Origin of the sequence: Gluconobacter japonicus (assembly GCF_015244665.1) — a bacterium.
Taxonomy (GTDB): domain Bacteria; phylum Pseudomonadota; class Alphaproteobacteria; order Acetobacterales; family Acetobacteraceae; genus Gluconobacter; species Gluconobacter japonicus.
Map to the genome: position 1 here is coordinate 211,762 of NZ_JABCQN010000002.1, position 25,590 is coordinate 237,351.

Sequence of the window (25,590 nt, forward strand, 5' to 3'; positions counted from 1 at the left end):
GTTATCGTATATAAAAAATTTCTCATGTCGTAATGATGAGAATTTTATCCATGGATTTTTCATGAAAAATTCAAGGAAATATAAATTGGTTTGTTCAGAAAATCTGGAATTATTGGAGTGTTTGTTAATAATATAAGAGGTTTGTTAAATAAATAATAAGTATTTTTTGGTTTTCTTTCTTAATTTATGATTTTTATTTATAATTAGAAATGCAGAGTAATAATTTTCTTTGTGGTACAACGCGGAAGTGCAGGGCCCTATCCAATACGTTGGATGTCTTGCATGCACGGGAAAATTTCAGTGCTATTTCAGGTTGTGCCAGAAGAAGTTACACGCAAGTAGGGCCCGTTTTGGACTATCGTTTGCGTGAGGCGAGATTCTGGTCTCGCCGGAATGGGTCAATGAGTAATCCAGACCTGCGTATGATGTTTGGGAACGGGGTGAAATCTTACCGAATAATCTTTGCTTCGGCGTCGGTCATCGGGCGCATTCCGAGAGTTGGAACCTCACCGATATTCTGTGCATGAAAGCTTTTTGAATGCGTGTTTTTGCGCCGAAGCCAGTGCTTTCACCGCCGGATATTGAATGATTTGTTTTCTACATAGAGGTTGGTCTCCTAAAATACCCAATCATTTGAATCGACAAGGTTGGTCTACAGTTGGTACCTCATCCGTTTGAATGACCATCAGGGTAACGGCATCGTCACCAACGTTGCCTGCAAAATGACCGATATGACCTTTTGAATCCTTACGGCTCATCTGGTCTTCCCCGAGCGAAACATCGCCCGGACCCATCTCAACGCGTGTTCCATCCATGGCCGTAACGTACCAGGTTCCTTTAAGGGGGATGATCCACTGGACTTTCGGATCTGGGTGCCAGCTTCCATCCCAATGCGCAGGTTGTACCGTAGAGATGATCTGTGCCTGCCCTTCTTTGAGGCGATCCTGCCACTGTGGGCCAGCAGGCTTGGACATGGTTTTCAGGATATAGTTGTGGAATGGACAGCGCGTCATGTGGCTGATGCCGTTATGATCCGTCCAGTTGTGCCAATAATAAGTTGTTGGAGGTGCCGGATCAGCCGCCAGTGTTCCGTGGGGACAGGTGACAAGCGCAAAGGCGGCAGTGAGGGAAAGCAAAATGCGTCGCATGGCTTATGATTCCTCATGGCGTGGAGGGGGCTGATACCGTTTGGTTGGTGCGATATCGTCGAAGCGCTCTCGGCTTGGAGTGGACAGAAGTTCGATGATCATGCCCCACGGAGCGCGGCCATAGCAGAACATGTTTCCCGGACCAGCCTCGAGGGAGGGTTGACCTTGCGGTTCGGTGAGCAGTTCGCCACCGGCTTTTATGAAGCGGGCGCAGGCGGCATGGATGTCATCAACGTAGACCGCGAAATGTTGAAGGCCGAAATCACAGGCACGAAGCGCTGTGTGTTGATCTGGACCGTGCATTTCGAACAGTTCGATACCAGGCCCGTGACCGAGGGACATCATGCACATTTCCCAGACGACCGTACCTTGCGGGAGACCAAGAATTGCTTCTGTACGTGAGCCTTGTTGAGGGGAGGCGGAGGTAACGTTGCGATAGAGTGCAACCGCCCCAAAAGCCGCCTCCAGAAATGTGATGGCAACGTTGATGTCCGGGACGGTGACGCCCACGTGATCTATGCCTCGTGGAAGTCCCGAATGGTCAGGGTGCATGGAGAGATCCTTCGCTAACGTAAAGGTCTCAACAGATGGAAGAGGGTCATGGTTTCCATGACTCTCGTGAGTTTATGGCGAAATGTTACTGTTTAGGCTTCGTCGATGGAGCGCTTGGGCAACAGGGCTGGCACGAAGAAGAGGGTGCAGATCAATGTGCATCCTAAAGACATCAGCAACAAGCGACCCATACTGGCCGTACCCGGGTGGGCCGAAGTTGCCAAAGATCCGAACGCTGTTGCGGTGGTTAAGGCTGAGAACAGGACGGCACGTGCTGTTGGGGACGTCAGCGGACCTTTGATTCCTTCACGCCAGTTCATCACAAAGTAGATGTTGAACGACACCCCGACGCCCAAAAGGAGCGGTAGGGCAATGATGTTTGCGTAGTTCAGTGTTTCAGGAACTGTGACGATCAGAATGACGGTTAGCAGCGCGGAAAGCAGAAGGGGTGCCATGACAAGGGCTGCATCCAGAATGCGGCGCAGGACAACCAGCAGGATGATGCTGATCATAATGAGCGCGGAAATAGCAGCCACAGTGAACGCATGAACGATTGTATTGGCGCTTTCTGTAATCTCCATGGCCGGACCACTGATATCAGGATTGACCGAACGCAGTTGGGATACGAACTGGTGCATCACAGGGGTTTCAGAGATCTGTCCCTTCGGGTGAATGGTCAGGCGCTGGCGACCATCAGGGAGGGCATAATCCTTGCGAATGTCTGCGGGGATGTTGTCGATTGTGATCGCCTGAGGCTGCAAGGCAGTACGCAGCATGGAAAGCTGGTCAGGCAGGAAGCGCGTCAGGGCGTGGCTGGCGTTGATCAGTGTGGCATCCGGCGCAGTTGAGAGTGTTGTGAGTGCCTGACGGATCTTTTCCAGCGGCGCGGGAAGCTGTGCTTTGACGTCATTCAGTTTGACGGCGGCAGCTAAGGCAGCAGCACGAATAGCGGCGGCATCCGGTTCTGGCGCTGGGGTTTGAACTGTGATGGTGGGCAGCAGGATAGACGCTGTATCCTCGATCATGGCCAGTTTGTCGGTCTGGTCATCAGGGACCAGAGCTCCTAGCCACAGGACATCATGCACGCTGGGCAGTTTTGAAAAGGCTGCGGCATTTTTTGCAGCGTCCTGAATGTTCGAAACCAGAAGTTGTGCGAAGTACGGCGTAGTGATCGGGTTATCTTCAAGAAGGTGAAGTGCGTGCATCCCCTCAGTATTGGGGTTCTTTGTGTGCAGAGGGTCTGCATCAAACTTCAGAAGCGGCATGAGCGCGACACCAACGACACCAAGAAGCGCGAAGACACCGACAACTTTCTTGCGTTTGTGACGCAGAAGATGATCGACAGGCGCCATGAACGTGAAACCTGGCTCCCCGGCACCAAGCTTTGCCCGGAAAAGGGAAAGGAGCGCCGGGAGGAGTGTCATGGTGCAGAAGAACGCGATCAGCATCCCAAACCCGGCAATCAGACCGAGTTGTGCAACACCGATAAAGCTTGTTGGTGTGAAGGCGAGAAAGCCTGCCGCAGTTGCCAGCGAGGCTACGAGAATCTGGGCCCCACTTTCACGCCCGGTAAGAACAATCGCGTCGTGGAGGGTGGGCATTGTGCCGTCATCATGACGTTGCCCACGAAAGCGAACGCAATACTGAATGGCAAAATCCACAGCGATGCCGACGAACAGGATCGCGAAGGCGACAGAAATGAGGTTCAGTTCCTTCACCGTCAGAGCCGCAAAGCCTGTTGTGAGGAGAAGACCGGAAATCAACGTGAGCAGGATCGGAACAATGACGCGGATCGAGTGAACAGCCAAAATCAGCCAAAGTGCGACCAGAACCAGTGAAATCACCAGTCCCAGAACCATGCCGTGCGCAACGGTCGAGAATTCCTCGTCGTTCAGTTTGACTTCGCCTGTAATGGTGCCTGAGGCCTGCCCGGACTTCACGAATTCGAGGTTGTCGATAGCCCGACGCATGGCAGTGGTTGCGCCCTGTCCGGGCTGAAGAGAGCTATAATCTAGCTTCGGCTTTGTAACGACGAATTCGTACCGGCTGCCCAATTCAGCCAGTCGTCCAACCAGAAGATTTTGCCAGGAAAGATCTTGCGGATGGTCTGCTGCGGCTTGCGTCAGGGATTCTGCAAATCCATCCAGAGCGCCATTAAAGCCGCTGGGAATACCCTGACCTGCCTTGATGCCGTCTCCGATCAGGCCCAAAGCACCGAATAGTCCCCGGGCTGATGGATCTGCGGCCAACGTTCCAAGAAAAGGTTGGGCAGAGACGATGGAGTCAAGCAGAGGCTCCAGATCTTTCTTGTCCAGGAATAGAAAGCCATGGCTGTTGTAGAAGGGGTTATCACCCGGAAGGCTGACCAGCTCAAAATGGTCATGATCCTTACCCAGTTCGGCTGCGAGTGCCCGAGCGGTGGCTCTGCCTTGTTCCGGAATATGGCTGTCGATGATGGCAACCAGCTGATTGTCATCCTGCGGGAAGAGACGATTCATTTCGTCCGTCCGCTGTTTCCAGGGCAAACTGCTGGCAAACATCTTGCCGGTGTCAGTTGTTACACTGAGGCGCGTGATACTTAGTGCGACACATCCCGCACAGAGAAGCGCAAACAGAACCACCACCAGTGGCGCACGACGTGCACAGGCGGCATTCAGCCGGCCGATCAGATCCGAAAACATGGGGCCTACCCTTAACAGAACGGGCAGCATTTCCCTACCCCAACCTGACATTTCCGCCATCATGAGGCACAATGGCGGCCATGACGTGGACTCTCGATGGCATGGCTGAACATGAAAGTGTGATCAAGGGAAGTACTTTCCTTGCGCGCGCTGCTCCTGTGCCTGATGAAACAGCGGCTCTGGCGTTCTTCAACGAGGTTGCGGTGCCGGATGCTACACACAATTGCTGGGCTTTTCGGACCGGACAGCGTTATCGCACGAGCGATGATGGAGAACCTTCCGGCACGGCAGGACGCCCGATCCTGTCTGCCATCGAAGGGCAGAATTTCGATAATGTGATGGTCGTTGTGACGCGTTGGTTCGGGGGCGTGAAACTTGGGGCTGGCGGCCTTGTTCGAGCTTACGGCGGGGCGGCGGCCACCTGTTTGCGCGAAGCGGCCAAAATCGAGCGCATTGAAACGCTGCCTCTGCGGTTTCATTGTCCTTTTTCGGTCTATGCTCAGGTTGAAGCCAAGTTGCCCGGATGGCGTGCTGAAAAGACTCTTTGCGATTTCGATGCGGAAGGAGCCTGGCTAACGCTGGCTGTTCCTGTTGAGGATGCAGATACGGTGACGGATTATCTCCGGGACCTGACGCGCGGGCAAATGACCATCAGTCGACCGGACTAATAATAACTATATAAAAAAGTTATAAATAAAATCACACTTTACATAATGTGTAATATGAGGCTCACTCATTGTTCTGGTTCATTTTCGCCGATCCGTGGGTCTCAATGGTCTTTTCTGTTCCCCGTTACCGTCAGGAAAGGCGTCTTTCTGCCGGTCTGTTCGTTCTGGTCGCAGGGCTTGGGAGTCAGGCACACGCTCAGACGGCTATCCTGAAAACTAACCCATTGGAGCAGCCACCTGCCGATGAGGAATGGATCAAGGTTCCATCAACCGAACGGCCAATCATTCAGGATTATCCTCATGCCGGTGTCGTGGGGCAGCCCCGCCGGATCACGGCAAAGCAGAATCGCGCACCAAACGGTCATCAGGGCCCTTGGGGCGATTTCAACTACGGAAACGGTGAAGCAGCAGGCTTTGGCCCGGTTGGTCGCTACGGTGCGGCGGCTTGGGCAGAGGACTGGAGTTATTTGCGGGACAAGAGCAAACGCACAGATTTTTTCGATCCCCTGAAATTCATCGCGCTGAATAACAGCCGCACCATTTGGCTAACTCTGTCTGGAGAGTCGCGTCTGAGAAACTGGTATGAGGAAGACCCATTTCTAGGGCGAAGCGGCAAGGCGAAGTCAGGACGTTTTGGTGTCCGTAATCTTTTGGGGGCCGATCTTCATTTAGGTCAGCATGTGCGACTTTTCGGGCAACTTATCAACGCGGATGCTGGCGGCTGGCGAGGATATGGGTATGGCTCGACCTATCGGAAGAGATTAGATCTGCAACAGGGCTTTATCGAACTAAAAGGTAAAGTCGCTGGGGCACAAAGCGGATTTATGTTCGGGCGCCAGCAGTTTCTCGATGCTCCGTCTTACATGCTTTATAATCGTGAAACGCCGAATGTTCCGCTGTCATGGAATGGAGGTCGATTTTATGCGCTTTGGCCCCGTATTCGTGTAGACGCGTACGATTTTGTCCAGACCAAGACGGATAACCGTCTAATGTTTCACAATACGGAAGATTACGGAACGCGACTTTATGGTGGCAATACTACGATAATTGTCCCGTCCTTTGCGGTTGGCGGAGAGAAGGTGCACTCCTTCCTGGATCTGTTCTATATCCGATATCGCTATAACAGCGGACTTTCTGCCGTGCCGACTGCTTCTCGTGCTCTTAAGGGAACATCGTCCCGAGGTAATCTGGGGTTTCGCTGGTACGGTACATCGGCTTCAGTCGAATATTCGGTGGGCGCGCTTTATCAGAGCGGTACATTTCAGTACGCAGGCATTGAACGGAAAAGCAGTGTGCGGGCCTGGGCCGTGAATACGATTGTGGGATACCGCCATACGCCATCACCGTTGCACCCTTTTCTGGGGATGCAGGCAGATGTGTATTCCGGTGGGGCAGACGGTCAGAACGGCACAATTCATACGTATATGGCACCGTTTAATCCACAGACGAACTATCTGGACACGACAACCTATGTTTCGCCATCCAATCTGGTGAGCCTTTCGCCTGTTGTGAGCATCACGCCATGGAAAGGCTTCGCGTCTCTACGGTTGAAAGCGCCTTTCATGTGGCGGCAAAATGCAAATGGAGCCATCTGGAGTTCGTCTGGTCCCTACACATTCGCCCGGTCTTATCGGGGAGGGTATGTGGGCGTTGTGCCGCAGGCTTCTCTGATATTACAGCTCAACCATCACCTGACGTGGCAGGTTTATGGTGCGCGGTTCATGGCGTCGAAAAGTCTGCGGGGAGCGGGCGCACAGAGTGGCAGTTACGCGCAGTCCAATGTGACGTTCAGGTTTTAAAAGAAAATCAGTTCAGAACCGTTTTGGACGTATCTTCTGGAAGAGGACTCACGTCCTCCATAACAGGAGGAAAAATATCTTCCAGCAAGGTCTGAATGGCAGCATCCGAAAAGCGTTCGCGTAGCAACTTCCGGGCCGCTGTAACCTGTGCTCTTGCTGCCGCGGGTTTCAGGAATCCTACAGTTTTTTGGGCGAAGTCCTCGGCTGTCTCAGCAATTGCTTTCCGCCATACAGGATCATTGCTGTCGACCAATCCCTCGGCTGCGATGGGTGTCATAACGATTGGCAGGCCCGCAGACCATGCTTCCAGAACCTTACCCTTGATGCCTGCGCCGTAGCGGAGAGGGGCGACACAAAGAGAGACATCTTTCAAAGCCTGCTCAAGACACGAAACATGCCCGACGATTTCTACGCCCTCCTCCGCCAGCATATGGACGGCATGGGGCATGGCGCTGCCAATCAGACGGCAGACAAGGTCCGGGACGTGCTTTTTCAGCCTAGGGAGAATGTCCAGCACCAGCCATTTGGCTGCATCCGTATTGGGGGCATGACCAAAATGCGCGACGAATGCGATAATCGGTTTTAGTGTTTTCTGACGAGGCCGAGGTCTGACAGGGACGATCCAAGGCACGACATGTACATCTGCGGTGGGCACGACCCGCTCCAGCAACTCGGCTTCAACGGGTGAATGCGTCAGAACATGATCTGAAATCCAGGCACACATATTTTCGCGCACTTCGATATGTGTGGCAGCACGGTCAAGTTCCGGTCGATGCTCAACATTGGCCTGTCGGTGCAGGCGCAGTGAGGCCAGATCTGCGATGCTCCAGATCAGTGTGGCTGTCGGTGCAAAGGCGCGTGTCAGGGCTGCGTAGCTCTCGGCGTTGTTCAGCCGGTGCAGATAAACGACATCCAGTCCTGTCCCGAGGCGCTTGAGAGCTTCTTCCGGTCCAGTGAAAACAGGCGGCATGAGGCAGGTAATGCCTAATTCTGCCAGACGGGTCCGATCTTGTTCTGAGGGAGGCTGTCGAGAGGCTATGAAGCTACAGGCATAGCCAAGAGCCTGCGCGGCCCGGATATGAGACAGCAACGCGACAGACCCTGCATCAAATGTCGGATCAGGGACGCGGTCATCAACGAAAAGGGCACAGGGTGCGACAGGTCTGGCCGTTTCCTGACGACGTGTAGCCCGCTGTTTGAGGCCTCTCTGTTTGAGGCTGACAATATCAGCCCCGCTTTTACTGCGGAGTGTATCAGCCGTGGATGTCAGAAAAGACAAGGCGTCACTGCGGGCCTGATCCGTTGTGAGGCTCTGCATCAGTGCGGAGAAATGACGTTTGAAGGAGTCATCCAGAGCTTGGGATCGGGGAATATGGATCGGATCGCCAAACCGTTCCTGACCATGGAACAGTTGAATATCGTGGTCCTTGAGTGGGTCCAGTGGAGCACTGAAAACATAGTCAAAGCCGTAGCGTCCTGATCCCAGGCCGGTTTCTCGTAGATCCCGCCGAAACTGATTGGCTGGGAAACGGGCGATGGGGTTTCCATCAATGAGGGCTGTCAGCCAGACTGTACGTTCCGTGTTGAGTTCATCACGCACCCAGCCCGCGATGTGCAACCGATCGGCTTTGTCTACGGATCCCGAAAGAACACTGGGGAGTGGTTCAATATAAAACGGCGATCCGTTGACTGGCCGGTCAAGAAGGGACTCCAGAATTTCTATCAGGCATCCTTCATGGGGCAGTGGCTCCGGCCATACACATTCGAAAGCGCACTTGCCCTCTCTTGGGAGGCCAGTCAGATCGGCACGGAACGTATCTGCGTCAATGTCATCAACAAGTCGCCCGTCCATCAGGATATGAAGACGCACCGGGTGGTCTGTTGCTTCCAGATCGACAACCCATCCCGCGACGCGTTCCCGGTCGCAGACATCAATGTAACCGACCAGAGGTTTCGGCACAGTTCCAGCTTATCCTTTGTTTTTCAGGCGGCTTTCTCAGAGAGAGCCTGCTGGGCGTAGTCCTTCAGGCGTTGATGAATGCGGGCCAACTCTTCCCCATCTTCCAGGCGTGGCGCGCAATACTGTGCAGGCACAACGGGGGCATCCGGGTAGAGTTCGCTGTATTCGTGAGCGTTGTGAAACATTCCACGTGAACCGTCATCTATAAAACTTTCCGAAGGCGCGCCTTCGGCCAGCAGAATGTCGTGGGTCTCCAATTCAATATGAATGTAGCTGATCTGATCGGGTTTTTCGATCTGGATGATGGATAGCCCATTGACCAGATGCAGCGCTGGAATGAGGTAGCCGTCCACGAACATGGCATGCAGGGGGGAAACAGTCAGATCCCGACGCGGAAGAGTGTTTCCTAGAGAGCCCTTTCGGAGCAGGATTGGCAGGACATCTCTGTTTCCGTAGGCGAAGATTGGATCATAAGCACGTCGTCCAATCCATCGGATCGGGCGAATCTCTCCTGATGCTGTCTGGACCCGTGTTCCGACCTGGAGGTTTTCAACAGGGATTTCTCCCTCTTCGGTTGCGATCAGCGTTCCCGGACAGTAGCAGGGAGTGCCAAACCCCATTTCGAATGCATTTCCTGAGGCTGCGCGGGTAAAGTACAGAGGAGAGGTGAAATCTCCCTGAATTTGGACTTCTCGGAGAACGGATCCAGCAGACAGGACATCCAGAATCGCTGTGCCTGAGGTTTCACTGCTTTTCGAAACAATAGCGGCGCTTATGGTGTTGTTAGAGTTATCGATCCCAGCAAAAATAAAGGCTGCACCACTTTGGACGGAAATTGGATCTGTTATTGTGGTGCCAGTAGAGAGTTCAATGACGCCTCCGCTACTGACGGAGATCTCTGAAAGTGTGCTGCCCGTTTCTGCCAAAAGCAGACCACCACTTGAAATGACAACATGACTGGCCACTCCTGTAACGTCTAGAAGGCCGTCCGAAAGAATAGTCACGTCGAGTGTCGTGCCCGTGACAAATTGTGCGCCCTGAATATGAACCGGTGTTGCAGTTAAATTTTCGTAAAAAGAACTTTTCAGGTCGAAGTCTTCTGTTGTTCCGCTGAGGGTTGTATCTTTTGCTATTCCTCCATCTTTAATAATAGATACCCCGCCACTCTGAACATGAGTACCGCTTGCCAAACCTCCACTCTCGACAGTTTGAAGTGCTGAGACAGTTTCCAGAAAATATTGTGCGCCTGTCCCAGGTGTAAATGTTGTTGCATCACCTGTTAGTGTGGTATTAAATACTTTTCCACCATTTTTCACTATTTGAAAAGAAAGAGCCTCATTCGGATTTATAAATCCGTAGTAAGTATAAAATTCTGATTTAAGATCTGTATTAAACGCCTCGCCACCAGATTGTATAATTTGTGTTCCAGAAATTTTATACCAATCGTCGTTACCGAAAGCTAACTGGTGTTCTCCAGTAACGAGTGTATTTATGGCAGTTCCGCCTACATACTGAGTAATACCAGAGGCGGTGATGCCAGAGAGTGTCGTCCCAGCAGGAATTTCAGTTGGGTTGGTATCGCTTCCCGAGCTTTGGAGAGTGCCGCCCGCGAAGACCGTAAGGCTATTAATAGTAGTGGAATCATTAGAAGATATCGACATGAGAATTCCTTGTTGTGTGAGAAGGAACAGTCGACAGGTCAGCTTCGGAATTGCTGCATGCCAGAAGATAAGTGTCTTCCGGATTGTTAAATCATAATTATCTTTGTTTAGTTCGGTAATAATTCGTTAAATTTAGAAAATTTTACGTTTGTTTATTGGGAACTTTTCTTGTCTTCTGTCAGCATTTCTACAAGGTCAGTCAGGTGACCGATTTCATGTAGTCGAAGGCCTGTAGGCGGTTTCACCCGTGCGGAGGCGGTCGATACTCGCCTTGGAAGAATCGCTTCGCCAAAACCAAGTTTGGCTACTTCTTTCAGTCTCAAATCAGCCTGGCTGACCTGTCGGATCTCGCCAGAGAGTCCGACCTCACCAAAATAAGCTGCTGTCGAGGATGTGGGTTGCCCAGTTGCGGCTGAAATTAGTGCCGCTGCAACAGCCATATCCGCTGCGGGTTCATTGACGCGCAGGCCACCTGCAACATTCAGGTGAACATCCATGTTGGCTAACTTCAGGCCGCATCGTGCATCCAGAACGGCCAGAAGCATATTGAGCCGGGATGTGTCCCATCCCACGACGGCACGGCGAGGAGCACCGTCACCCGCTTTGGGAGACAGGAGCGCCTGGACTTCCAGAAGAACCGGTCGCGTTCCTTCAAGGCCTGCGAAAACGGCGGACCCTGCGATATTGCCCCGTCGTTCTGCAAGGAACAGGGCAGAAGGATTGGGAACCTGCGTCAGGCCGGTGTCCGTCATGGCAAAGACGCCGATTTCGTCCGTTGCGCCAAAACGGTTCTTGGCGGCGCGCAGGATACGGAACTGATGCCCACGGTCGCCTTCGAAATACATGACGGCATCGACCATGTGTTCCAGAACGCGGGGGCCGGCCAGAGAGCCTTCCTTCGTGACATGTCCGATCAGGATCAGGGCAAAACCGAGTGTCTTTGCAAGCCGGATCAGTTCGAAGGCGCTGGCGCGAACTTGCGCGACAGAGCCGGGGGAGCTTTCCACGCTCTCAAGCCACATGGTCTGGATGGAATCGATGACGACGACCGTGTGAGAGCGATCGTTTTCCAGTGACCCTACAATGTCCCCAACATTGATGGAGGCTGCGAGATCCAATGAGTCCAACGTTTTACTATCTTTGGCCAGCTCCAGTCTTTGCGCGCGAATGCGGATCTGATCCACGGATTCTTCGCCCGAGACATACAGAACCTTGTGGCCGCTTCGGGCTAAGGCGCAGGTTGTCTGGAGCATCAAGGTGGATTTGCCGATCCCCGGATCACCACCGACCAGAACGACAGACGCTGGCACAAGGCCGCCACCAAGAACACGATCCAGCTCTGCAATGCTTGTCGTAATGCGCGGCGGAGGCTTGGCCTCCCCGTCGAGCCTGACTGTCTGAAGTCGGCCGGAACTCAGTTTTCCGGTTTTGCGCGCGGTTGGTTCAGTGGCCTCTTCAACCAGCGTGTTCCATTCCCCGCAGGCTTCGCACTTCCCGGCCCACTTGGAGTAAACAGCTCCGCAGGACTGGCAGACAAAACGTGCTGTAGGTTTCTTGGCCAAGGGATGTCTCGCTGGATGGGGGGCGGGATGCCTTCCCGATATAGGGAGTGTTCCCGTTATGATCCAGTCAGCGGGGGCGTTAATCGTCCGAGCGGATGATGAGTCTTGCCATGATCCGGGCTGCCGTGACGATCAGCAGCAGCATCAGCGCTTGGATGAGCAGGTTCTGGGTCTTGGGCGGATGCATGAACAGGATGAACAGCATCGGCAGCGCGATAAGATAGGTCAGACCAAGGCGCTGCCAGACTTTTTTGGAAATCGGTGGACGGCGGAACGTGTTCACTTGCGCAGTTCCATGGTGATTGGCCCTTCGCGGCGGCCGTGGGTGAACTGATCCACCATGGCATTGCCAGAGTGCATCAGGTCCGCTGCCAGTCCCTGCCAGACCAGCTTGCCGTGATAGAGCATGGCCGCCTTGTTTCCGATGCGCTGGGCGGAGGCCATGTCATGCGTAATGGCAATGGCTGTCGAGCCGAGCTTCTGCACGCAATCCACGATCAGGCCATCAATGACGGCCCCCATAATGGGATCAAGACCGGTCGTTGGTTCGTCAAAGAACAGAATATTCGGCTGGCCGGCGATGGCGCGCGCCAGCCCAACACGCTTTTGCATGCCCCCGGAAAGTTCGGACGGGCTGAGTTGGCCGACAGACGGGTCGAGACCCACCTGCTGAAGGATGCCTCCTGCCAGTTCACGTGCCTTGGCGCGGGACGGGACCGGGCCATCACGATCGGAATGCTTGGCGCGCAAACCAAAGGCGATGTTGTCGGCCACGCTCATGCTGTCGAAGAGGGCGGCATTCTGGAACAGCATGCCGATCTGTCGGCGAATGGCTTCCTGTCGGCTGCGAGACGCAGTGAGGATGTTTTCGCCATCGATCTCGATCGTGCCGGCATCCGGTTGGATCAGGCCAAGAATGCAGCGCAGAAGGACGGATTTTCCGGAACCTGAGCCACCAATGATGACCATCGAGGTGCCGGTTTCGACGTCGAGGTCGATCCCATCAAGCACGACCTTGGAGCCGAAAGCCTTCGAGAGGCCGCGGATGCGGATTTTTGGTGTGCTCATTGGGAGAAAAACAGATCTGTCAGGAGATAATCGAAGAGTAGAAGCAGGATGGAGGCTCCTACCACCGCAGCGGTCGTTGCAGAGCCGACGCCTTCTGCGCCTCCACGGCTGTTATAGCCATGATAGCAGCCCAGCAGGGCGATCAGGAAACCGAAGACGGCGGCTTTGACCAGTCCCACGACAACGTCGATGGTTTTTAGCGAGTCCAACGTGGCTGTGATGTAGGTAGAAGGCGAGAATCCGAGCTTTGCCACCGAGACGGTGAAACCGCCCAGGACACCCAAAACGTCCGCCACGATGACGAGGCAGGGCAGTGCTATCGTTCCGGCGAGCAGACGGGGTGTCACCAGATATTTCATGGGGTTTGTCGAAAGCGTCGTGAGTGCGTCGATCTGGTCTGTGACGCGCATAGTGCCGATCTGGGCAGACATGGCCGCGCCAACACGCCCGGCGACCATCAGGCCGGCCAGAACGGGACCAAGCTCACGGGTGACAGCCAGCACTACAATTCCGGCAATCGCGCTCTGCACATGGTACTGCCCGAAGCCAACATAGGACTGTAGGGCGATGACCGCTCCCGAGAACAGGGCCGTCAGCGCGACGACCGGCAGGGAGAAAAATCCCGTTTCGATCAGCGTGGATAGGAAGATGCGCCAGTAGAACGGCGGTCGCACCAGATGCGACAACGCCTCCAGCGCAAACATGGTAAGAGCGCCCGACTGGCGGACGAGTCCGAGGACGGCACGGCCAAGGGCCGCTATGGGATCAAGAACGGCATTCACCCTTCTGCCCCTACCCTGACCAACCGCCTACGTCAAAGTCTGTCTTGTTCAAGCCGACCGCTCCAGGTCCCGGAACTGCCGTTCCAGAGCAAAATCCGGAGACGTGACGAACTGTTCCATTCGCGCGAGCCTTGGTTCGAGGCGCGCGAGCCGGTCGTTCAGGCGGATCAGCGCCGGGCTGAGGGTTACAGTATCTGGAGTAGCAGGACCTGCCTGGCTGGCATGACGCTGCTTCTGTTCACGAGCGGTGTGAATGATCTCTTGATAGAGATCTACGGCTCGGCGGGTATAATGAACATGGGGCGCCTCGACGGGTGTATGGGCTTCTTCGCCGCGCCGTTCCCGCATCCGTGCTTCCCAGTTGCGAACGAACGAGGCGTAACCTTCGGCAGCATTGGTCCAGAGAGTTGCGAAAAACGACTGGCCGGTGCGTTCGCGATAGCGCCGCGCATGGCGCAGGATCAGCCCGATAATGACCAGTGTGAGGATCAGCCGCAGAAGGCTGTGATGGTGGGACGAGTGAGTGTTCAGAATGATCGGGGAGTGGCTGAGATCCGTATTTTGTAGTCTGCTCCCGACACTGGCCAGAACATCTCTGGCAATAGCGTTTCCATCTATCCTGTTCGGCGTTTCGATGCGTGCGCCGGCATCTGTCTGAATATTCAGGCTGCCGCTACCGTAATGTGTTTGGGACAGGGTTTCCGAGACATGATCGACCGTAACGTTCCCGCTTCCGTAAAGGGCTACATGCGCAGTCTTTGCACGGACATGAGCCGTGATATCTGACGAACCCATATCGCGGATCGAGAGAGCGTCAACCCAGCCGCTTTTTATGAGCAAGTCGCCGCTGGATGTGGCTGAGAGGTCGGTCTTGGGAGAGCTTAGCGATCCGATCGAAAGGTCGCCATTAGAGAAATTCTGGATTTTGACAGTGCCGACGAGGGTGTTGATCGAGACATTTCCCGATCCGGTCATCCGGAGTGAGACGTCGCGCGCCTGTTCGATCTCAACGTCACCATTTGCTGTGAAGCCCCGGATGTTTCCCAGAAAACCTGTGGCTGTGATCTGCGTTTCATTGCCCCGAAAGCTCAGACTTGTTCCCTCTGGAACCTGAATGTCTGCACTTCCCTCCGTATTGCAGGACTGATCTTTGAGACTGAGTTCCAGAGTGTCATGACCTGTGCTGGTCAGAACAGCGTTTCCGCTCAGGACGGAAGGTGTAAGGCCCGTGCGGATATGAAGGTCCGTGAGGCAACTGGGTGCGAGATCCAGAGAGGGGCCGGATGACGGCGCACTGTTGGCGGGTGGTGCTGGCGGGCTGGGAGGCGCAGGTGGCTCGGGAAGGGTCTGTGCCAGAGCGGAAGCCGTGAAGGTTATTGTCAGGGCAAAAGCCGCGCCCCCCTGGCTGAGGCGGAGCAGGAAAGGGGTTCCGGCCATTTGTCAGCCTCCTTGCTTGCTTGCCTCATCCGAGGCGGATTTCGAATGGGCTGGAGTCGGGACTGATGGAGCCGGATCGACACGTGGTGTTTCGGGCGCACCAGAAGCTGCGGGTGTAGAAGGTGCAGCTGATTGGGGGGCAGACGGCTCCTGCTGCCTCGTGACGGGCGGCGTGGTTGCCGGGGCTGCTTCTTCAGGAGCGGGAGTCTGACTCGGGGGGGCAACAGTTTGTGAGGGCAGAGTGGCTTGCGGCCCAAGCTGAGGCGGGGCTGAGGCAAATCCATTTGGTGATGCAGAATTTTCCTGAATTGCAGGGGGAGCGCTGGGCTGCGGTGTACTGGTCTGAGGTGCTGAAGCGGGCGGTGGCGGCGCAACAGGTGTCGCTGGAATGGGTTCGGGTATGGCTGTTGGTGGTGGTGCTGATACCTCAGGTGCAGGGGAGGCTGGCGCGGGTGTAGGCGCAGGCGTGGCGTCAGTCGAACGATAGACAACGCCGTTTTGTGCGCCGACACGAACAGATCCGCTACCGGACCGGACGATCGGGCCTGAGACACGCTCAATATTAACGGCCCCTGTGCCATTGGCCGTGACCGTGGCAACGGAAGCATTGCCCAGAACGGTGGCGGATGCACTATCCGCAGTGACGATTGTCAGGGCCTCGATGTCGCCTTGGGAAATCGTGAACGAGGCCTGATTGGTCAACTGTGCCGAGAGCGCCGTCAGCTGGGCAGAGTCGGCTGTGAACGTCGAGGTGCCTGACGCAACGATTTGCGCGGCTCTTTCAAGAGAGCCGATATGGACGTTGGAAGAGCCATGCATGCTCAGGTCCAGAGACTGGGTATTCTCAACGTCCATGGCGTTGGAATCGAGACTGGCATCCAGTGAGGCGAGCTTGCCCTTGATGACGAAGCTTGTGTCATGGCTGTCATGGATGGAAACGCCAGTATAGGGCGAGACGCTGATGGTCAGCTTGCCATTGGGCGCACAGGCTTTGGTGGCGATGGAAATGCGGCTGTCCGCTTCTTCCTTGCCTGTTCGCATGGTGACCTGTGTGGCGCTGCTGCTGTCGAGAGTCGCGCCATCTTTCATTGTGGAGTCCACGACGATCCGTACCTGACCTGTGCATGGAATCGCCAGATCCAGGTCTTCGCCGGACATGGAAACGCGCGCGGCCTCGGCCGAAGGGACAGAAACTGTCCCTGCCAGCGTGGCCAGCAGCAGCATGCGCAGGGCGGTGCGGGACGTCATCGTGAACTCCTAGCGCGCCAGCCCGGGATATCCTCGTCGAGGATGCGTTCAAGCTGGTCGATCCTTTCTTCCAGACGCGTAGCATGGGCTTCGGCCTGTGTCAGGGCAGCCTGAAGATGTGGGTCTGGTCTCCCCTGATTTACAGGCCCACCTGCGCGGGCGCGCAGCAGGCGTGGCCCGAGGATAAGCGCCGGGATGAACCCCAGGGTCAGGACGACAGCAACAAGGCCAACAAAGTCCACATTCATAAGTCAGACTTTCTTCCTGCTCTCATCAGGCATCACGCTTCTTTTCTGAAATTCGGCGCTTCAACGCCTCAAACTCATCTTCTACCGCGGCATCGGTCTCAAGTGCAGCGAGTTCTTCGTGAAGAGAAGGGCGACCGGATCTGCGACCCAGATCGTAAGCCTCAGCCTTGCCTTCCAGCTCATCCAGCGCCCTTTCCACCTGCTCAAAACGACCCAGCGTGTCGTCAATGCGGGTATCGTAGAGTTTTTCGCGCGTTTTGAGGCGTCCTTCTGTCGTGCGCGCACGCATGGTCAGGGTTTTTTCGCGGGATTTCGCATCCGCCAGTTTGGCCTGAAGTTTGGCGATATCGTCGTTCTGGTGTTCCAGCCCTTCCGTTACTTGCGCGATCTGGCGTTCCAGTCCTTCACGGGACTGTTCGACCGTATGGCGGGCTGCAAGAGCGGCCTTGGCGAGATCGTCACGGTTCCGTTCGATGGCGAGAGCGGCCTTGCGGTGCCACTCTTCTTCCTCGTGCATCATGGTACGCACACGCCGTTCAAGCTGCTTGCGTTCCGCGATGGTGCGGACGGCCTGACTGCGGACTTCAACAAGTGTGTCTTCCATCTCCTGGATCACGAGACGGATCATCTTCTGCGGGTCCTCGGCTGTGGCGAGAATCGCATTGAGATTGGAGTTCACGATATCGGCGAGCCGAGAAAAAATACCCATGACGCTTTCCTTCCTGAGAACTGGATTAGAGCACAATGACCTGTCTTGTCAGCGGGCTCGTTTTGGGGATGTTATGGTTGTGACAATCCGAAGTGGCGAATGAGGCTCAGAAATGGCGAGATCCACCCAAGCGGATGAGGTTCCGACACCTATCGGGCGGGCTCCGGCATTTCTGGCGATGCTGGACCAGATCTCCCGCCTTGCCCCGTTGAAGCGCCCCGTTCTGGTGATCGGGGAGCGTGGGACGGGCAAGGAACTGGTAGCGGCGCGTCTTGCTCTCCTGTCGGATCGCTGGGATGCGCCATTGGTGAAGCTGAACTGTGCGGCGCTGCCGGAAGCTCTGCTCGATAGCGAACTGTTCGGGCATGAGGCTGGTGCGTTTACGGGAGCCCAGAAGCGGCGTCTGTCGCGGTTTGAGCGTGCAGATGGCGGAACACTGTTTCTGGATGAAATTGGTACAGCCTCTCTCGCCGTTCAGGAAAAACTGCTGCGTGTTATTGAATACGGCAGTTTCGAGCGTGTTGGCGGCAATGAAACGATCCGGGTGGATGTACGCCTGATTGGTGCGACCAATGCGGATCTGCCTGCCATGGCGCAGGAAGGGACGTTCCGGCCCGATCTTTTGGATCGACTGGCTTTCGATGTGGTCAATGTTCCGCCGTTGAGGGCGCGACAAGAGGATATTCCTCTTCTGGCGGAGCATTTTGCCACGAAGATGAGTGCAGAGTTGGGCCGCAAGCTTTTCGCTGGTTTCTCCGCGAAGGCGTTGCAATGTCTGATGGAGCACAACTGGCCGGGCAATGTGCGAGAGCTGCGGAATGTGGTGGAACGGAGTGTGTACCGAATGGAAAACCCCGAGCGACGGCTGGACGATATTATCCTTGATCCGTTCCTCATGCCCGATTGGGAAGCGTGTGCGGCTGTGGTGCCTCGAGTAACCCCGGGTGCTCCGTCGGAAAGCGCGCAGACGTTCCCGCTGGATTTCTCGGCGACGGTGAAAAGTCATGAGCGGACTCTTCTGGAAGGCGCGCTGCGTGAGGCGCAGTTCAGCCAGAGGCAGGCTGCCGAGCTTCTGGGGCTGACCTACTACCAGTTTCGCCATTACCTGCGGCTGCACGGTCTTGCAGACAAGGAAGCGCGGAAGGCTTTGACCAGAAAGGGATAGACGCGAGTTCATGTCTGATTGAATGCATGAAGTGTGCCAAATAAGGATTGTTAGTGTTTTTCTGGTTTTGAAGAGAATGAAAAAGACTGGTCTCGAAAAAATTGGCCATGAATTGGCAAAAATGACCAAAATGGACGAGTTGCTTTTGGATTAATAAAAAATCCTCAATTAAACCATTTAATATAGTTATACAAAATAAAATAGTTGAATTATCTCTGCTGTATGCCTATGTCTCCTCAACGTCGTGATTTTGACACGTCTGATGATGGATATGGGTGCAGTGCATGCCTCTTTCGCAATCCGAACTTCGACATCTTCTGGAAACACCGGAAAGCCATGCGCTTGAAGAGGCGCTGGTCAGTCTGAAAGGACGTGTTGCAGTTATTTCCTCGTTTGGTGCGGAATCTGCGATCCTGTTGGATGAAATTGCCCGGATTGATCCGTCTGTTCCGGTTTTTTTTCTGGATACACGGCGTCATTTTCCAGAGACACTGGCTTATCGTGATGAGTTGACTGAGGCGCTTGGCCTGCTGGATGTGCGGACAATTTCTCCGGCTTCGAAAGAACTCGAAAGCCGGGACCCACAGGACCAGCTTTCTGCTTTTGATCCTGATGCCTGCTGTGCGCTTCGCAAGGTCGAGCCTCTGGAGCTTGTGTTGCCGGAGTTCGACGTGTGGCTGACGGGACGCAAGCGCAGTCAGGCGGCAACGCGCGCAGCACTCCCGGTTGTGGATCCGCAGCCGGATGGAACCGTAAAGCTCAACCCGCTTGCGGGATGGGGCCCCGAAAAGATTGAATCCGAGATGCGCCGTCGGCATCTGCCGCGGCACCCTCTGGTTTCAAAAGGATACACTTCGATTGGTTGTGCGCCTTGCACACGACCGGTGGGAGACGGAGAAGACGGGCGGGCAGGTCGTTGGGCCGGTCTGACCAAGACTGAATGCGGCATTCATCGGCCGACATGAATATGGAGCGGACAATGACGCGGACACACACCCTGGCGGAACCGCGCGTCATGGATGATCTTGACCAGCTCGAAGCTCAGAGCATTTTCATCCTGCGGGAAGCCTACCGGAAACTGAAGCCTCTTTCGCTGCTGTGGTCTCTCGGAAAAGACAGCAACGTCATGGTCTGGCTGGCGCGCAAGGCGTTCATGGGACGCGTGCCGTTTCCGGTCATGCATGTTGATACCGAGAAGAAATTTCCGGAGATGTACGCTTTCCGGGACGAGTACACCAAGAAGTGGGATCTGGATCTGCTTCTGGGCTACTGCCCGCCAGTCGAAGAAATCGATCCGTCCTTGCCGCCTGCCGCACGATCTGCAGCGCGCAAGACAGCAGGTCTGGCAGCCATGATTGACAAGCACAAGCTGCGTGGCGTGATTGCCGGTATCCGTCGTGACGAGCAGGCCACGCGTGCCAAGGAGCGTGTGTTCAGCCCACGCGGTGCCGGACATCGCTGGGATGTGCGCAATCAGCCGCCCGAATTCTGGGATCAGTACGCAACGCCGTATGAAGATGGCATGCATATCCGTGTGCATCCGCTGCTGGCCTGGCGTGAAATCGACATCTGGCGGTACATCGAGCGCGAGGGTATTCCCCTTGTGGACCTGTATTTCGCCAAGGATGGCAAACGGTATCGCTCGCTGGGTGATCAGGACATCACCAGCCCGATTGAGAGCAATGCGGCCACAGTGGCCGAGGTGATTGCCGAGCTAGAAAACAGCAAGACGTCCGAGCGTGCCGGACGGGCCATGGATCATGAATCGGAAGATGCGTTCGAGCGTCTCCGTGTGGCGGGGTATCTGTAAAATGGGTGATCATATCGCAACCCAGACTCTTTCTGCGGTACACCGCGCCGCAGCCACGCCAATCGTGATTGTCGGGCATGTCGATCATGGCAAATCCACGCTCATCGGTCGCCTGCTGTACGACACGGACAGCCTTCAGGACGGCAAGCTGGCGCAGATCGTTGAGAGCAGCCGCAAGCGTGGTCTGACGGTGGAGTGGAGCTTCCTGCTCGACTCCCTTCAGATCGAGCGCGATCAGGGCGTGACGGTTGATTCCACGCGTATTCCGTTCCGTCTGGGCTCTCGTGAGTTCGTGATCGTGGATGCGCCGGGCCACCGCCAGTTCCTGCGCAACATGATTACGGGTGCCGCCGATGCGGAAGCCGCCGTTCTGGTGGTGGATGCTCAGGAAGGCGCGCAGGAGCAGACGCGGCGTCATGCCATGTTGCTGCGCCTGATCGGCATTCGGCATGTGATCGTGCTGCTGAACAAGTCGGACGTTCTTGGCTTTGATGAATCGAAGATTGTTCAGGCCGAGTCTGATGTGCGTCTGTTGCTTGGGCGTCTGGAAATTGAGGTTGAAGCCGTTGTTCCGGCGTCTGCGCGTGATGGTGACAATATCGCCAGCCGGTCCGAGCGGTCTGCCTGGTACAAGGGACCGACGCTGATTGAGGCTCTGGCCAATGTGCCGCCTCCGGCGTCTCGTCTGGCACTGCCGTTCCGTATGCCTGTTCAGGACGTCTATCGCTTTGATGGTGTGCGCTATGTTGCTGGGCGGATCGAGCGTGGCACGGTGCGTGTGGGTGATCGCCTGACGATTGGTGTGCAGGGTCAGATTGCCACGGTTGCGGAAGTTTGCCGCTGGCATGCGCCGGAATTGCCGGTTGCTGGCGCAGGTGAATCCATTGCGCTGCGTCTGGAGCCGGATCTGGTTCCGGATCGTGGGGATCTGCTTTTCCCGGCGGATGACAAGGCTGCAGCCCCAGAGCGTTCGGCGCGGATTCGCACCCGTCTGTTCTGGCTTCGCGGTGAGCCGCTGCGGGTTGGCGAGAGTTTCACGCTTCGTCTGGCGACGGCTGAGCATGATGTGACGGTGGCCTCCATCGATGCGGTTGTGGATCTGGATGATCTGACGCTGCGTCAGGGTGATGAGGTTCCGCCGGACGGGTTCGCCGAAATCACGCTGGCCGCTTCGCATGCTGTGCTGTTCGACCCGTTCTCTCCGGGCTTTGGGGATGGTCGAGGCGTGCTGGTGGATCGTCATCAGCGCATTGTCGGCGGCGCACCGCTGATTGGCCCCGCTGATCTGGAAGATGGCGTTCATGCCATTCACCCGACGGCTAGCCGCATCTCCGCTGGGCAGCAGGCGCAGGCTCGTGGGCATAAGAGTGGTGTGTTCTGGCTGACGGGCCTACCGGGTTCCGGCAAGAGCACCGTGGCGCGGGCCGCGGAAGTGTCGCTGGCGGCTCAAAATGTGAAAGCGACTGTGCTGGACGGGGACACGCTTCGCGCTGGCCTGTGCAGTGATCTGGGCTTCTCGCCGGAAGATCGTCGGGAAAACATTCGCCGTGCGGCGCATGTCGCGAAGATCCTCTCCGAGAGTGGCCAGGCGGTTATTGTTGCGCTGGTATCGCCACTACAGGCAGATCGTGATCTGGCTCGACAGATTGTGGGCGAGGGTTTCCATGAAGTGTTCGTGGATACGCCGCTGGCAACCTGTGAGCAGCGTGACCCGAAGGGACTGTATGCGGCGGCACGCGCCGGAAAAATCCCTGAATTCACGGGTGTTTCAGCACCGTATGAAGCGCCTTTGTCTCCTGAGCTTCGTCTTGGGGCGGATCGCACGGAGGCAGAGACCGTTAGTGAACTGACCGGGTTTGTTCTGCGGGTTGTTCAGCCCTGAGCTTGGGATGATCTGACCTCAAAGAGACGGCGGCCTTTTGGCCGCCGTTTTGCGTTTCAGGGCAGAAAGCCGGCCCGGCGGAACCAGTTGATTTCGTCCGTCAGGGTTTCTTCGAGAGGTCTGAAGGTCAGTCCCAGATCATGATGAAATCTGTGGGCACTGAAATGGGAGCGGTCATTTTCCGAGGCGAGGGCCTTTGCTGTGGCCCAGCTCATGAGGACGGGCTTGCGTGTGAGACGAGCCTGCACTTCGCTGAGGGCTGCGATGATATAAAGCAGCGGCATGGGAATCTGGCGTGATGGCGCTTTGCGACCAGTCAGCCTTGCAATCAGCGGAATGAGGTCAGCCATTGTCTGGTGTCTGCCTGCCGCCAGATAACGTTCTCCGCGCTTCCCTTTGCTAAGACAGGCAATCATTGCCTGCGCGACGTCTCGCGCATCGACAAGACTGACCGAACCGGGTGGAATGCCCGGAAGTTTCCCGCGAGCGACATCAAGGACTGTTTGGCCGGCTGATGTCGGACCGCGATCGCCGGGTCCGTGCATCCAGCCCGGAAGGACCATGCAGGCCCAGAATTCCGGATACTCAGCCAGAAAATCATTCAGAACTTTCTCGGACCGGATCTTGCTTCGGAAATATGGGTCGGCTTCCTCTTCCCGCCGAAGCATTGTTTCATCGACGGTCTGTCCCTTCGTGCCCTTCAAAACCGCAATGGAACTCACATGAACCATGCGACGGATCCCTGCTTTCCATGAGGTATCCAGAAGCTCTTTCATGGCTTTGACGTTGATTGCTTCCAGATCCTGGTCGTGGTTGCCGCCCGTATAGGAATCCCGGAAGTAGGCTGCCGTATGGAACAGCACATCCACGCCGGACAATGCTGCACTGAAGCTCGGAATGGACTGAAGGTCTCCAGTGATGATCTCGACAGGCAGGCCATCAAACTGCTGTTTTGCCTTGGCTTCCGATCGTGCGAGTGCGCGGACCTGAAAGCCTTCTGCCAAAAGTACGCGAACAAGGTTATTGCCGAGAAGACCTGTAGCGCCTGTTACGAATACGAGCGGGGCAGGAGCATCTTTGCTCTGTGAAAGGGCGGTCATGAGAATGGCTCCGTCAGACATGGAGCATTGTCTATAAGACTGGACCTTGGTCCATGGTCAAGGAAGAGAGATGATCATGTTAATTGGCGAATTCGCTCAAAGAGCGGGCTTAAGTCAGGACACGGTACGGTTTTATGTGCGCAAAGGATTGCTGCGGCCTCAGACAGGCTCACGCGGGGGGCGGAATCCTTATCAGGAATTTACGGAGCGGGACCTGCAGACGGCGCGGATCGTTCGTTTTGGGCAGTCACTTGGGATGAGCCTGAAAGAGCTGACAGCGATTAATGATGAGATGGTGCAGGACGGTCTTTCCGATGAACGTGCTGTGGTGCTCATGCAGGAACAGATTGATCGCCTTGCCGGAAAAGCGTCTGAAATTAACACGTTGATTCAGTATCTTCGGGCTAAATGCCAGTGGATCCAGTCTGGAAAGGAGGAGCCTGAGCCTTCGTTTCTCTGCATTGCTAATGATGAAGAATGAAAGGAGGCTTCACGGAATTGCGTTTACGGGCAGAGCCAAACAGGCAGTAGGGTCAGTGTGTTGTGATTTTCATGGCCATGAGGCTGTGATCTGCGTGCAGGATTGAATGTCACATCCGACGAAAAAATAACATTAATATTATCAAAATACGAAAATACTCACTTTTGTGATGTGCGTTTTAATGCTGTAACGTTAAAGAAGATTTCAGAAAACGTATCTGCTCACATGCGGAAGAAGGCCCCTATGACGCAGTCTCTTGATGTTTCACGAAAGCTCAGCGGAGATGCGCTGACGAATTTCATCGCGACCATCTCCGCTACGGGTGGCCTCCTTTTCGGGTATGACACGGGAATTATTTCGTCAGCCCTGTTGCAGATCCGTGAGCAGTTTCATCTCGACACGATTGGCTCCGAGATTGTCACGTCTGCGATTATTCTCGGCGCTCTTCTGGGGTGTCTTGGCGCTGGCGGTATTTCGGATCGGTTTGGTCGGCGGCGCACGGTTATGGTTGCGGCGGCGCTCTTTTTGGCGGGCACCGCTCTGGCTTCGGCTGCGCAAAGCGTTGCGGTTCTGATCGTTTCCCGACTGATTCTTGGTCTCGCCATTGGTGCGGCGTCGCAGATCGTGCCGATTTATATTGCTGAAATTTCTCCACCCAGCCGTCGTGGGCGGCTGGTTGTGGGGTTCCAGCTTGCCATTGTATCGGGCATCACCATTTCCTTCCTGACAGGCTATTTTCTGCGGAACAGTAGCTGGCGCATTATGTTCGGTATTGGGATGCTGCCTGCTTTGATCCTGTTTGTTGGCATGGCGTTTTTGCCTAACAGCCCGCGTTGGCTGGCGCTCAAAGGACGGACCGACGAGGCTCTTGCCGTTCTGCGTCGCGTTCGTACTTCGGAGGAAGCAGCACAGGCTGAACTTCAGGGTATTATCGACAATCATGATGAACAGGCTCCCTGGTCTGAGCTTGCGAAGCCTTGGGTGCGGCCTGCACTGATTGCATCTGTGGGTATTGCTCTGCTTTGTCAGCTCACGGGTATCAATGCTGTTCTGTATTATGCGCCTGCTATTTTCGCTGATGCCGGCTTTGGTCAGGATTCTGCGCTGCTCACATCTGTCGCGGTTGGGATGGCCATGGTCTGCGCGACGATTTTCGGTGGTTGGGCAGTTGATACCTGGGGGCGTCGGACGCTGATCCTGCGGTTGTTACCGGGCGCAGTCATCTCGCTGATTGTTCTTGGGGCAATGTTTGCTTTCCACATGACGGGTGGCATCGGGCCATGGATCACGGTTCTGGCCATCATGGGGTACACGATCTGCAATACGGGAAGTCTGTCCGTGGCAGTCTGGCTGGTTGGTGCTGAGGTTTATCCGTTGTCTTGCCGTGGCAAGGGAATGAGCCTGGTTGCGGGAAGTCACTGGGGGGCAGACCTGATTATTTCTCTCACGACGCTTTCGCTGGTGCAGGGACTGGGCGCGCACATGACGTTCTGGCTGTTTGCGATCGTCAATGCTTTTGCGTTCTTTTTCGTGCTTCGCTACGTGCCGGAAACGAAGGGGCAGTCTCTGGAGCAGCTTGAGAGAAGCCTGCGTGACGGAACATTCGCTCCCGTTCACAAGTCATGAAAA

The 25,590-nt window shown here is 55.5% G+C and carries 22 protein-coding genes; 8 read left to right on the forward strand and 14 right to left on the reverse strand.

The features are described 5' to 3' along the window. Nucleotides 1-629: 629 nt before the first annotated feature. The 3 genes from HKD32_RS04395 to HKD32_RS04405 all read right to left on the reverse strand — a co-directional run bounded on the left by HKD32_RS04395 (nucleotide 630) and on the right by HKD32_RS04405 (nucleotide 4,381). The gene (locus tag HKD32_RS04395) at nucleotides 630-1,148 is read right to left on the reverse strand and encodes a cupin domain-containing protein (protein WP_061931399.1); all 519 of its coding nucleotides are present in this window, start codon (nucleotides 1,146-1,148) and stop codon (nucleotides 630-632) included. Between the two features lie 3 nt (nucleotides 1,149-1,151). Next, on the reverse strand, nucleotides 1,152-1,700 hold the full coding sequence (locus tag HKD32_RS04400) for a VOC family protein (protein WP_061931401.1): 549 nt from the start codon (nucleotides 1,698-1,700) through the stop codon (nucleotides 1,152-1,154). A 92-nt stretch (nucleotides 1,701-1,792) separates the two neighbouring features. Further along, complete coding sequence (locus tag HKD32_RS04405) at nucleotides 1,793-4,381, reverse strand: MMPL family transporter (protein WP_061931403.1); 2,589 nt, start codon at nucleotides 4,379-4,381, stop codon at nucleotides 1,793-1,795. A 71-nt stretch (nucleotides 4,382-4,452) separates the two neighbouring features. On the opposite strand from HKD32_RS04405, the gene HKD32_RS04410 reads away from it, so the two are divergent. Together HKD32_RS04410 and HKD32_RS04415 are read left to right on the forward strand one after the other, a co-directional pair. Further along, on the forward strand, nucleotides 4,453-5,049 hold the full coding sequence (locus HKD32_RS04410) for an IMPACT family protein (protein ID WP_061931405.1): 597 nt from the start codon (nucleotides 4,453-4,455) through the stop codon (nucleotides 5,047-5,049). A 68-nt stretch (nucleotides 5,050-5,117) separates the two neighbouring features. After that, nucleotides 5,118-6,848, forward strand: a complete 1,731-nt coding sequence (locus HKD32_RS04415; RefSeq protein WP_228118772.1) for an alginate export family protein — start codon at nucleotides 5,118-5,120, stop codon at nucleotides 6,846-6,848. Between the two features lie 7 nt (nucleotides 6,849-6,855). Here HKD32_RS04415 and HKD32_RS04420 read toward each other — a convergent pair whose 3' ends face one another. From HKD32_RS04420 to pspA, 10 genes are all read right to left on the reverse strand, one after another. After that, nucleotides 6,856-8,808: a glycosyltransferase family 4 protein gene (locus HKD32_RS04420; RefSeq protein ID WP_061931407.1), complete on the reverse strand. Its 1,953-nt coding sequence runs from the start codon at nucleotides 8,806-8,808 to the stop codon at nucleotides 6,856-6,858. A 23-nt stretch (nucleotides 8,809-8,831) separates the two neighbouring features. Further along, nucleotides 8,832-10,469, reverse strand: coding sequence for a Hint domain-containing protein (locus tag HKD32_RS04425; RefSeq protein ID WP_082785259.1), 1,638 nt, complete (start codon nucleotides 10,467-10,469; stop codon nucleotides 8,832-8,834). A gap of 152 nt (nucleotides 10,470-10,621) precedes the next feature. Further along, nucleotides 10,622-12,031, reverse strand: a complete 1,410-nt coding sequence (radA, locus tag HKD32_RS04430; RefSeq protein ID WP_010503086.1) for a DNA repair protein RadA — start codon at nucleotides 12,029-12,031, stop codon at nucleotides 10,622-10,624. A gap of 79 nt (nucleotides 12,032-12,110) precedes the next feature. Next, a complete protein-coding gene (locus HKD32_RS04435; RefSeq protein WP_010503087.1) occupies nucleotides 12,111-12,314 on the reverse strand; it encodes a hypothetical protein in 204 nt (67 codons plus the stop codon). After that, nucleotides 12,311-13,099: an ABC transporter ATP-binding protein gene (locus HKD32_RS04440; RefSeq protein ID WP_023944225.1), complete on the reverse strand. Its 789-nt coding sequence runs from the start codon at nucleotides 13,097-13,099 to the stop codon at nucleotides 12,311-12,313. The genes HKD32_RS04435 and HKD32_RS04440 overlap by 4 nt, the downstream gene beginning before the upstream one ends. Further along, a complete protein-coding gene (locus HKD32_RS04445) occupies nucleotides 13,096-13,881 on the reverse strand; it encodes an MlaE family ABC transporter permease (RefSeq protein ID WP_061931411.1) in 786 nt (261 codons plus the stop codon). The genes HKD32_RS04440 and HKD32_RS04445 overlap by 4 nt, the downstream gene beginning before the upstream one ends. Nucleotides 13,882-13,929: 48 nt before the next feature. Next, nucleotides 13,930-15,318, reverse strand: coding sequence for a GIN domain-containing protein (locus HKD32_RS04450; protein ID WP_061931413.1), 1,389 nt, complete (start codon nucleotides 15,316-15,318; stop codon nucleotides 13,930-13,932). A gap of 3 nt (nucleotides 15,319-15,321) precedes the next feature. Continuing rightward, on the reverse strand, nucleotides 15,322-16,566 hold the full coding sequence (locus HKD32_RS04455; protein WP_061931415.1) for a hypothetical protein: 1,245 nt from the start codon (nucleotides 16,564-16,566) through the stop codon (nucleotides 15,322-15,324). After that, on the reverse strand, nucleotides 16,563-16,814 hold the full coding sequence (locus tag HKD32_RS04460; RefSeq protein WP_156471985.1) for an envelope stress response membrane protein PspB: 252 nt from the start codon (nucleotides 16,812-16,814) through the stop codon (nucleotides 16,563-16,565). The genes HKD32_RS04455 and HKD32_RS04460 overlap by 4 nt, the downstream gene beginning before the upstream one ends. 25 nt (nucleotides 16,815-16,839) lie before the next feature. Then, nucleotides 16,840-17,523: a phage shock protein PspA gene (pspA, locus tag HKD32_RS04465; RefSeq protein WP_194257585.1), complete on the reverse strand. Its 684-nt coding sequence runs from the start codon at nucleotides 17,521-17,523 to the stop codon at nucleotides 16,840-16,842. Nucleotides 17,524-17,635: 112 nt separating this feature from the next. On the opposite strand from pspA, the gene pspF reads away from it, so the two are divergent. The 4 genes from pspF (at nucleotide 17,636) to cysC (ending at nucleotide 22,380) form a co-directional block, all read left to right on the forward strand. Further along, complete coding sequence (gene pspF / locus HKD32_RS04470) at nucleotides 17,636-18,688, forward strand: phage shock protein operon transcriptional activator (RefSeq protein WP_061931419.1); 1,053 nt, start codon at nucleotides 17,636-17,638, stop codon at nucleotides 18,686-18,688. Between the two features lie 284 nt (nucleotides 18,689-18,972). Then, nucleotides 18,973-19,653 carry a phosphoadenylyl-sulfate reductase gene (locus tag HKD32_RS04475; RefSeq protein ID WP_061931421.1) on the forward strand — a complete coding sequence of 227 codons (681 nt, stop codon included), beginning with the start codon at nucleotides 18,973-18,975 and terminating at the stop codon, nucleotides 19,651-19,653. Between the two features lie 50 nt (nucleotides 19,654-19,703). Then, a complete protein-coding gene (gene cysD, locus HKD32_RS04480; RefSeq protein WP_010503096.1) occupies nucleotides 19,704-20,498 on the forward strand; it encodes a sulfate adenylyltransferase subunit CysD in 795 nt (264 codons plus the stop codon). 1 nt (nucleotide 20,499) lies between these two features. Next, nucleotides 20,500-22,380 (forward strand): adenylyl-sulfate kinase, encoded by a 1,881-nt coding sequence (gene cysC / locus HKD32_RS04485; protein ID WP_061931423.1) that lies wholly within the window; start codon nucleotides 20,500-20,502, stop codon nucleotides 22,378-22,380. A 56-nt stretch (nucleotides 22,381-22,436) separates the two neighbouring features. Here cysC and HKD32_RS04490 read toward each other — a convergent pair whose 3' ends face one another. Continuing rightward, entirely contained in the window at nucleotides 22,437-23,480 is a 1,044-nt protein-coding gene (locus HKD32_RS04490; RefSeq protein WP_061931472.1) for an SDR family oxidoreductase, read from the reverse strand. 70 nt (nucleotides 23,481-23,550) lie between these two features. Here HKD32_RS04490 and HKD32_RS04495 point away from each other — a divergent pair, with 70 nt between their 5' ends. Further along, nucleotides 23,551-23,961, forward strand: a complete 411-nt coding sequence (locus HKD32_RS04495) for a MerR family transcriptional regulator (protein ID WP_228118773.1) — start codon at nucleotides 23,551-23,553, stop codon at nucleotides 23,959-23,961. Between the two features lie 243 nt (nucleotides 23,962-24,204). Next, nucleotides 24,205-25,587: a sugar porter family MFS transporter gene (locus HKD32_RS04500; protein ID WP_010503100.1), complete on the forward strand. Its 1,383-nt coding sequence runs from the start codon at nucleotides 24,205-24,207 to the stop codon at nucleotides 25,585-25,587. The last annotated feature ends 3 nt before the right edge of the window (nucleotides 25,588-25,590 follow it).

Bases quoted from the DNA above. Each gene is read 5' to 3' on its own strand.
- HKD32_RS04395 (WP_061931399.1), bottom strand. From the start codon at position 1,148: ATGCGACGCATTTTGCTTTCCCTCACTGCCGCCTTTGCGCTTGTCACC.
- HKD32_RS04400 (WP_061931401.1), bottom strand. From the start codon at position 1,700: ATGCACCCTGACCATTCGGGACTTCCACGAGGCATAGATCACGTGGGC.
- HKD32_RS04405 (WP_061931403.1), bottom strand. From the start codon at position 4,381: ATGTTTTCGGATCTGATCGGCCGGCTGAATGCCGCCTGTGCACGTCGT.
- HKD32_RS04410 (WP_061931405.1), top strand. From the start codon at position 4,453: ATGGCGGCCATGACGTGGACTCTCGATGGCATGGCTGAACATGAAAGT.
- HKD32_RS04425 (WP_082785259.1), bottom strand. From the start codon at position 10,469: ATGTCGATATCTTCTAATGATTCCACTACTATTAATAGCCTTACGGTC.
- HKD32_RS04440 (WP_023944225.1), bottom strand. From the start codon at position 13,099: ATGAGCACACCAAAAATCCGCATCCGCGGCCTCTCGAAGGCTTTCGGC.
- HKD32_RS04450 (WP_061931413.1), bottom strand. From the start codon at position 15,318: ATGGCCGGAACCCCTTTCCTGCTCCGCCTCAGCCAGGGGGGCGCGGCT.
- HKD32_RS04455 (WP_061931415.1), bottom strand. From the start codon at position 16,566: ATGACGTCCCGCACCGCCCTGCGCATGCTGCTGCTGGCCACGCTGGCA.
- HKD32_RS04460 (WP_156471985.1), bottom strand. From the start codon at position 16,814: ATGAATGTGGACTTTGTTGGCCTTGTTGCTGTCGTCCTGACCCTGGGG.
- pspA (WP_194257585.1), bottom strand. From the start codon at position 17,523: ATGGGTATTTTTTCTCGGCTCGCCGATATCGTGAACTCCAATCTCAAT.
- pspF (WP_061931419.1), top strand. From the start codon at position 17,636: ATGGCGAGATCCACCCAAGCGGATGAGGTTCCGACACCTATCGGGCGG.
- HKD32_RS04475 (WP_061931421.1), top strand. From the start codon at position 18,973: ATGCCTCTTTCGCAATCCGAACTTCGACATCTTCTGGAAACACCGGAA.
- cysD (WP_010503096.1), top strand. From the start codon at position 19,704: ATGGATGATCTTGACCAGCTCGAAGCTCAGAGCATTTTCATCCTGCGG.
- cysC (WP_061931423.1), top strand. From the start codon at position 20,500: ATGGGTGATCATATCGCAACCCAGACTCTTTCTGCGGTACACCGCGCC.
- HKD32_RS04490 (WP_061931472.1), bottom strand. From the start codon at position 23,480: ATGACCGCCCTTTCACAGAGCAAAGATGCTCCTGCCCCGCTCGTATTC.
- HKD32_RS04495 (WP_228118773.1), top strand. From the start codon at position 23,551: ATGATCATGTTAATTGGCGAATTCGCTCAAAGAGCGGGCTTAAGTCAG.
- HKD32_RS04500 (WP_010503100.1), top strand. From the start codon at position 24,205: ATGACGCAGTCTCTTGATGTTTCACGAAAGCTCAGCGGAGATGCGCTG.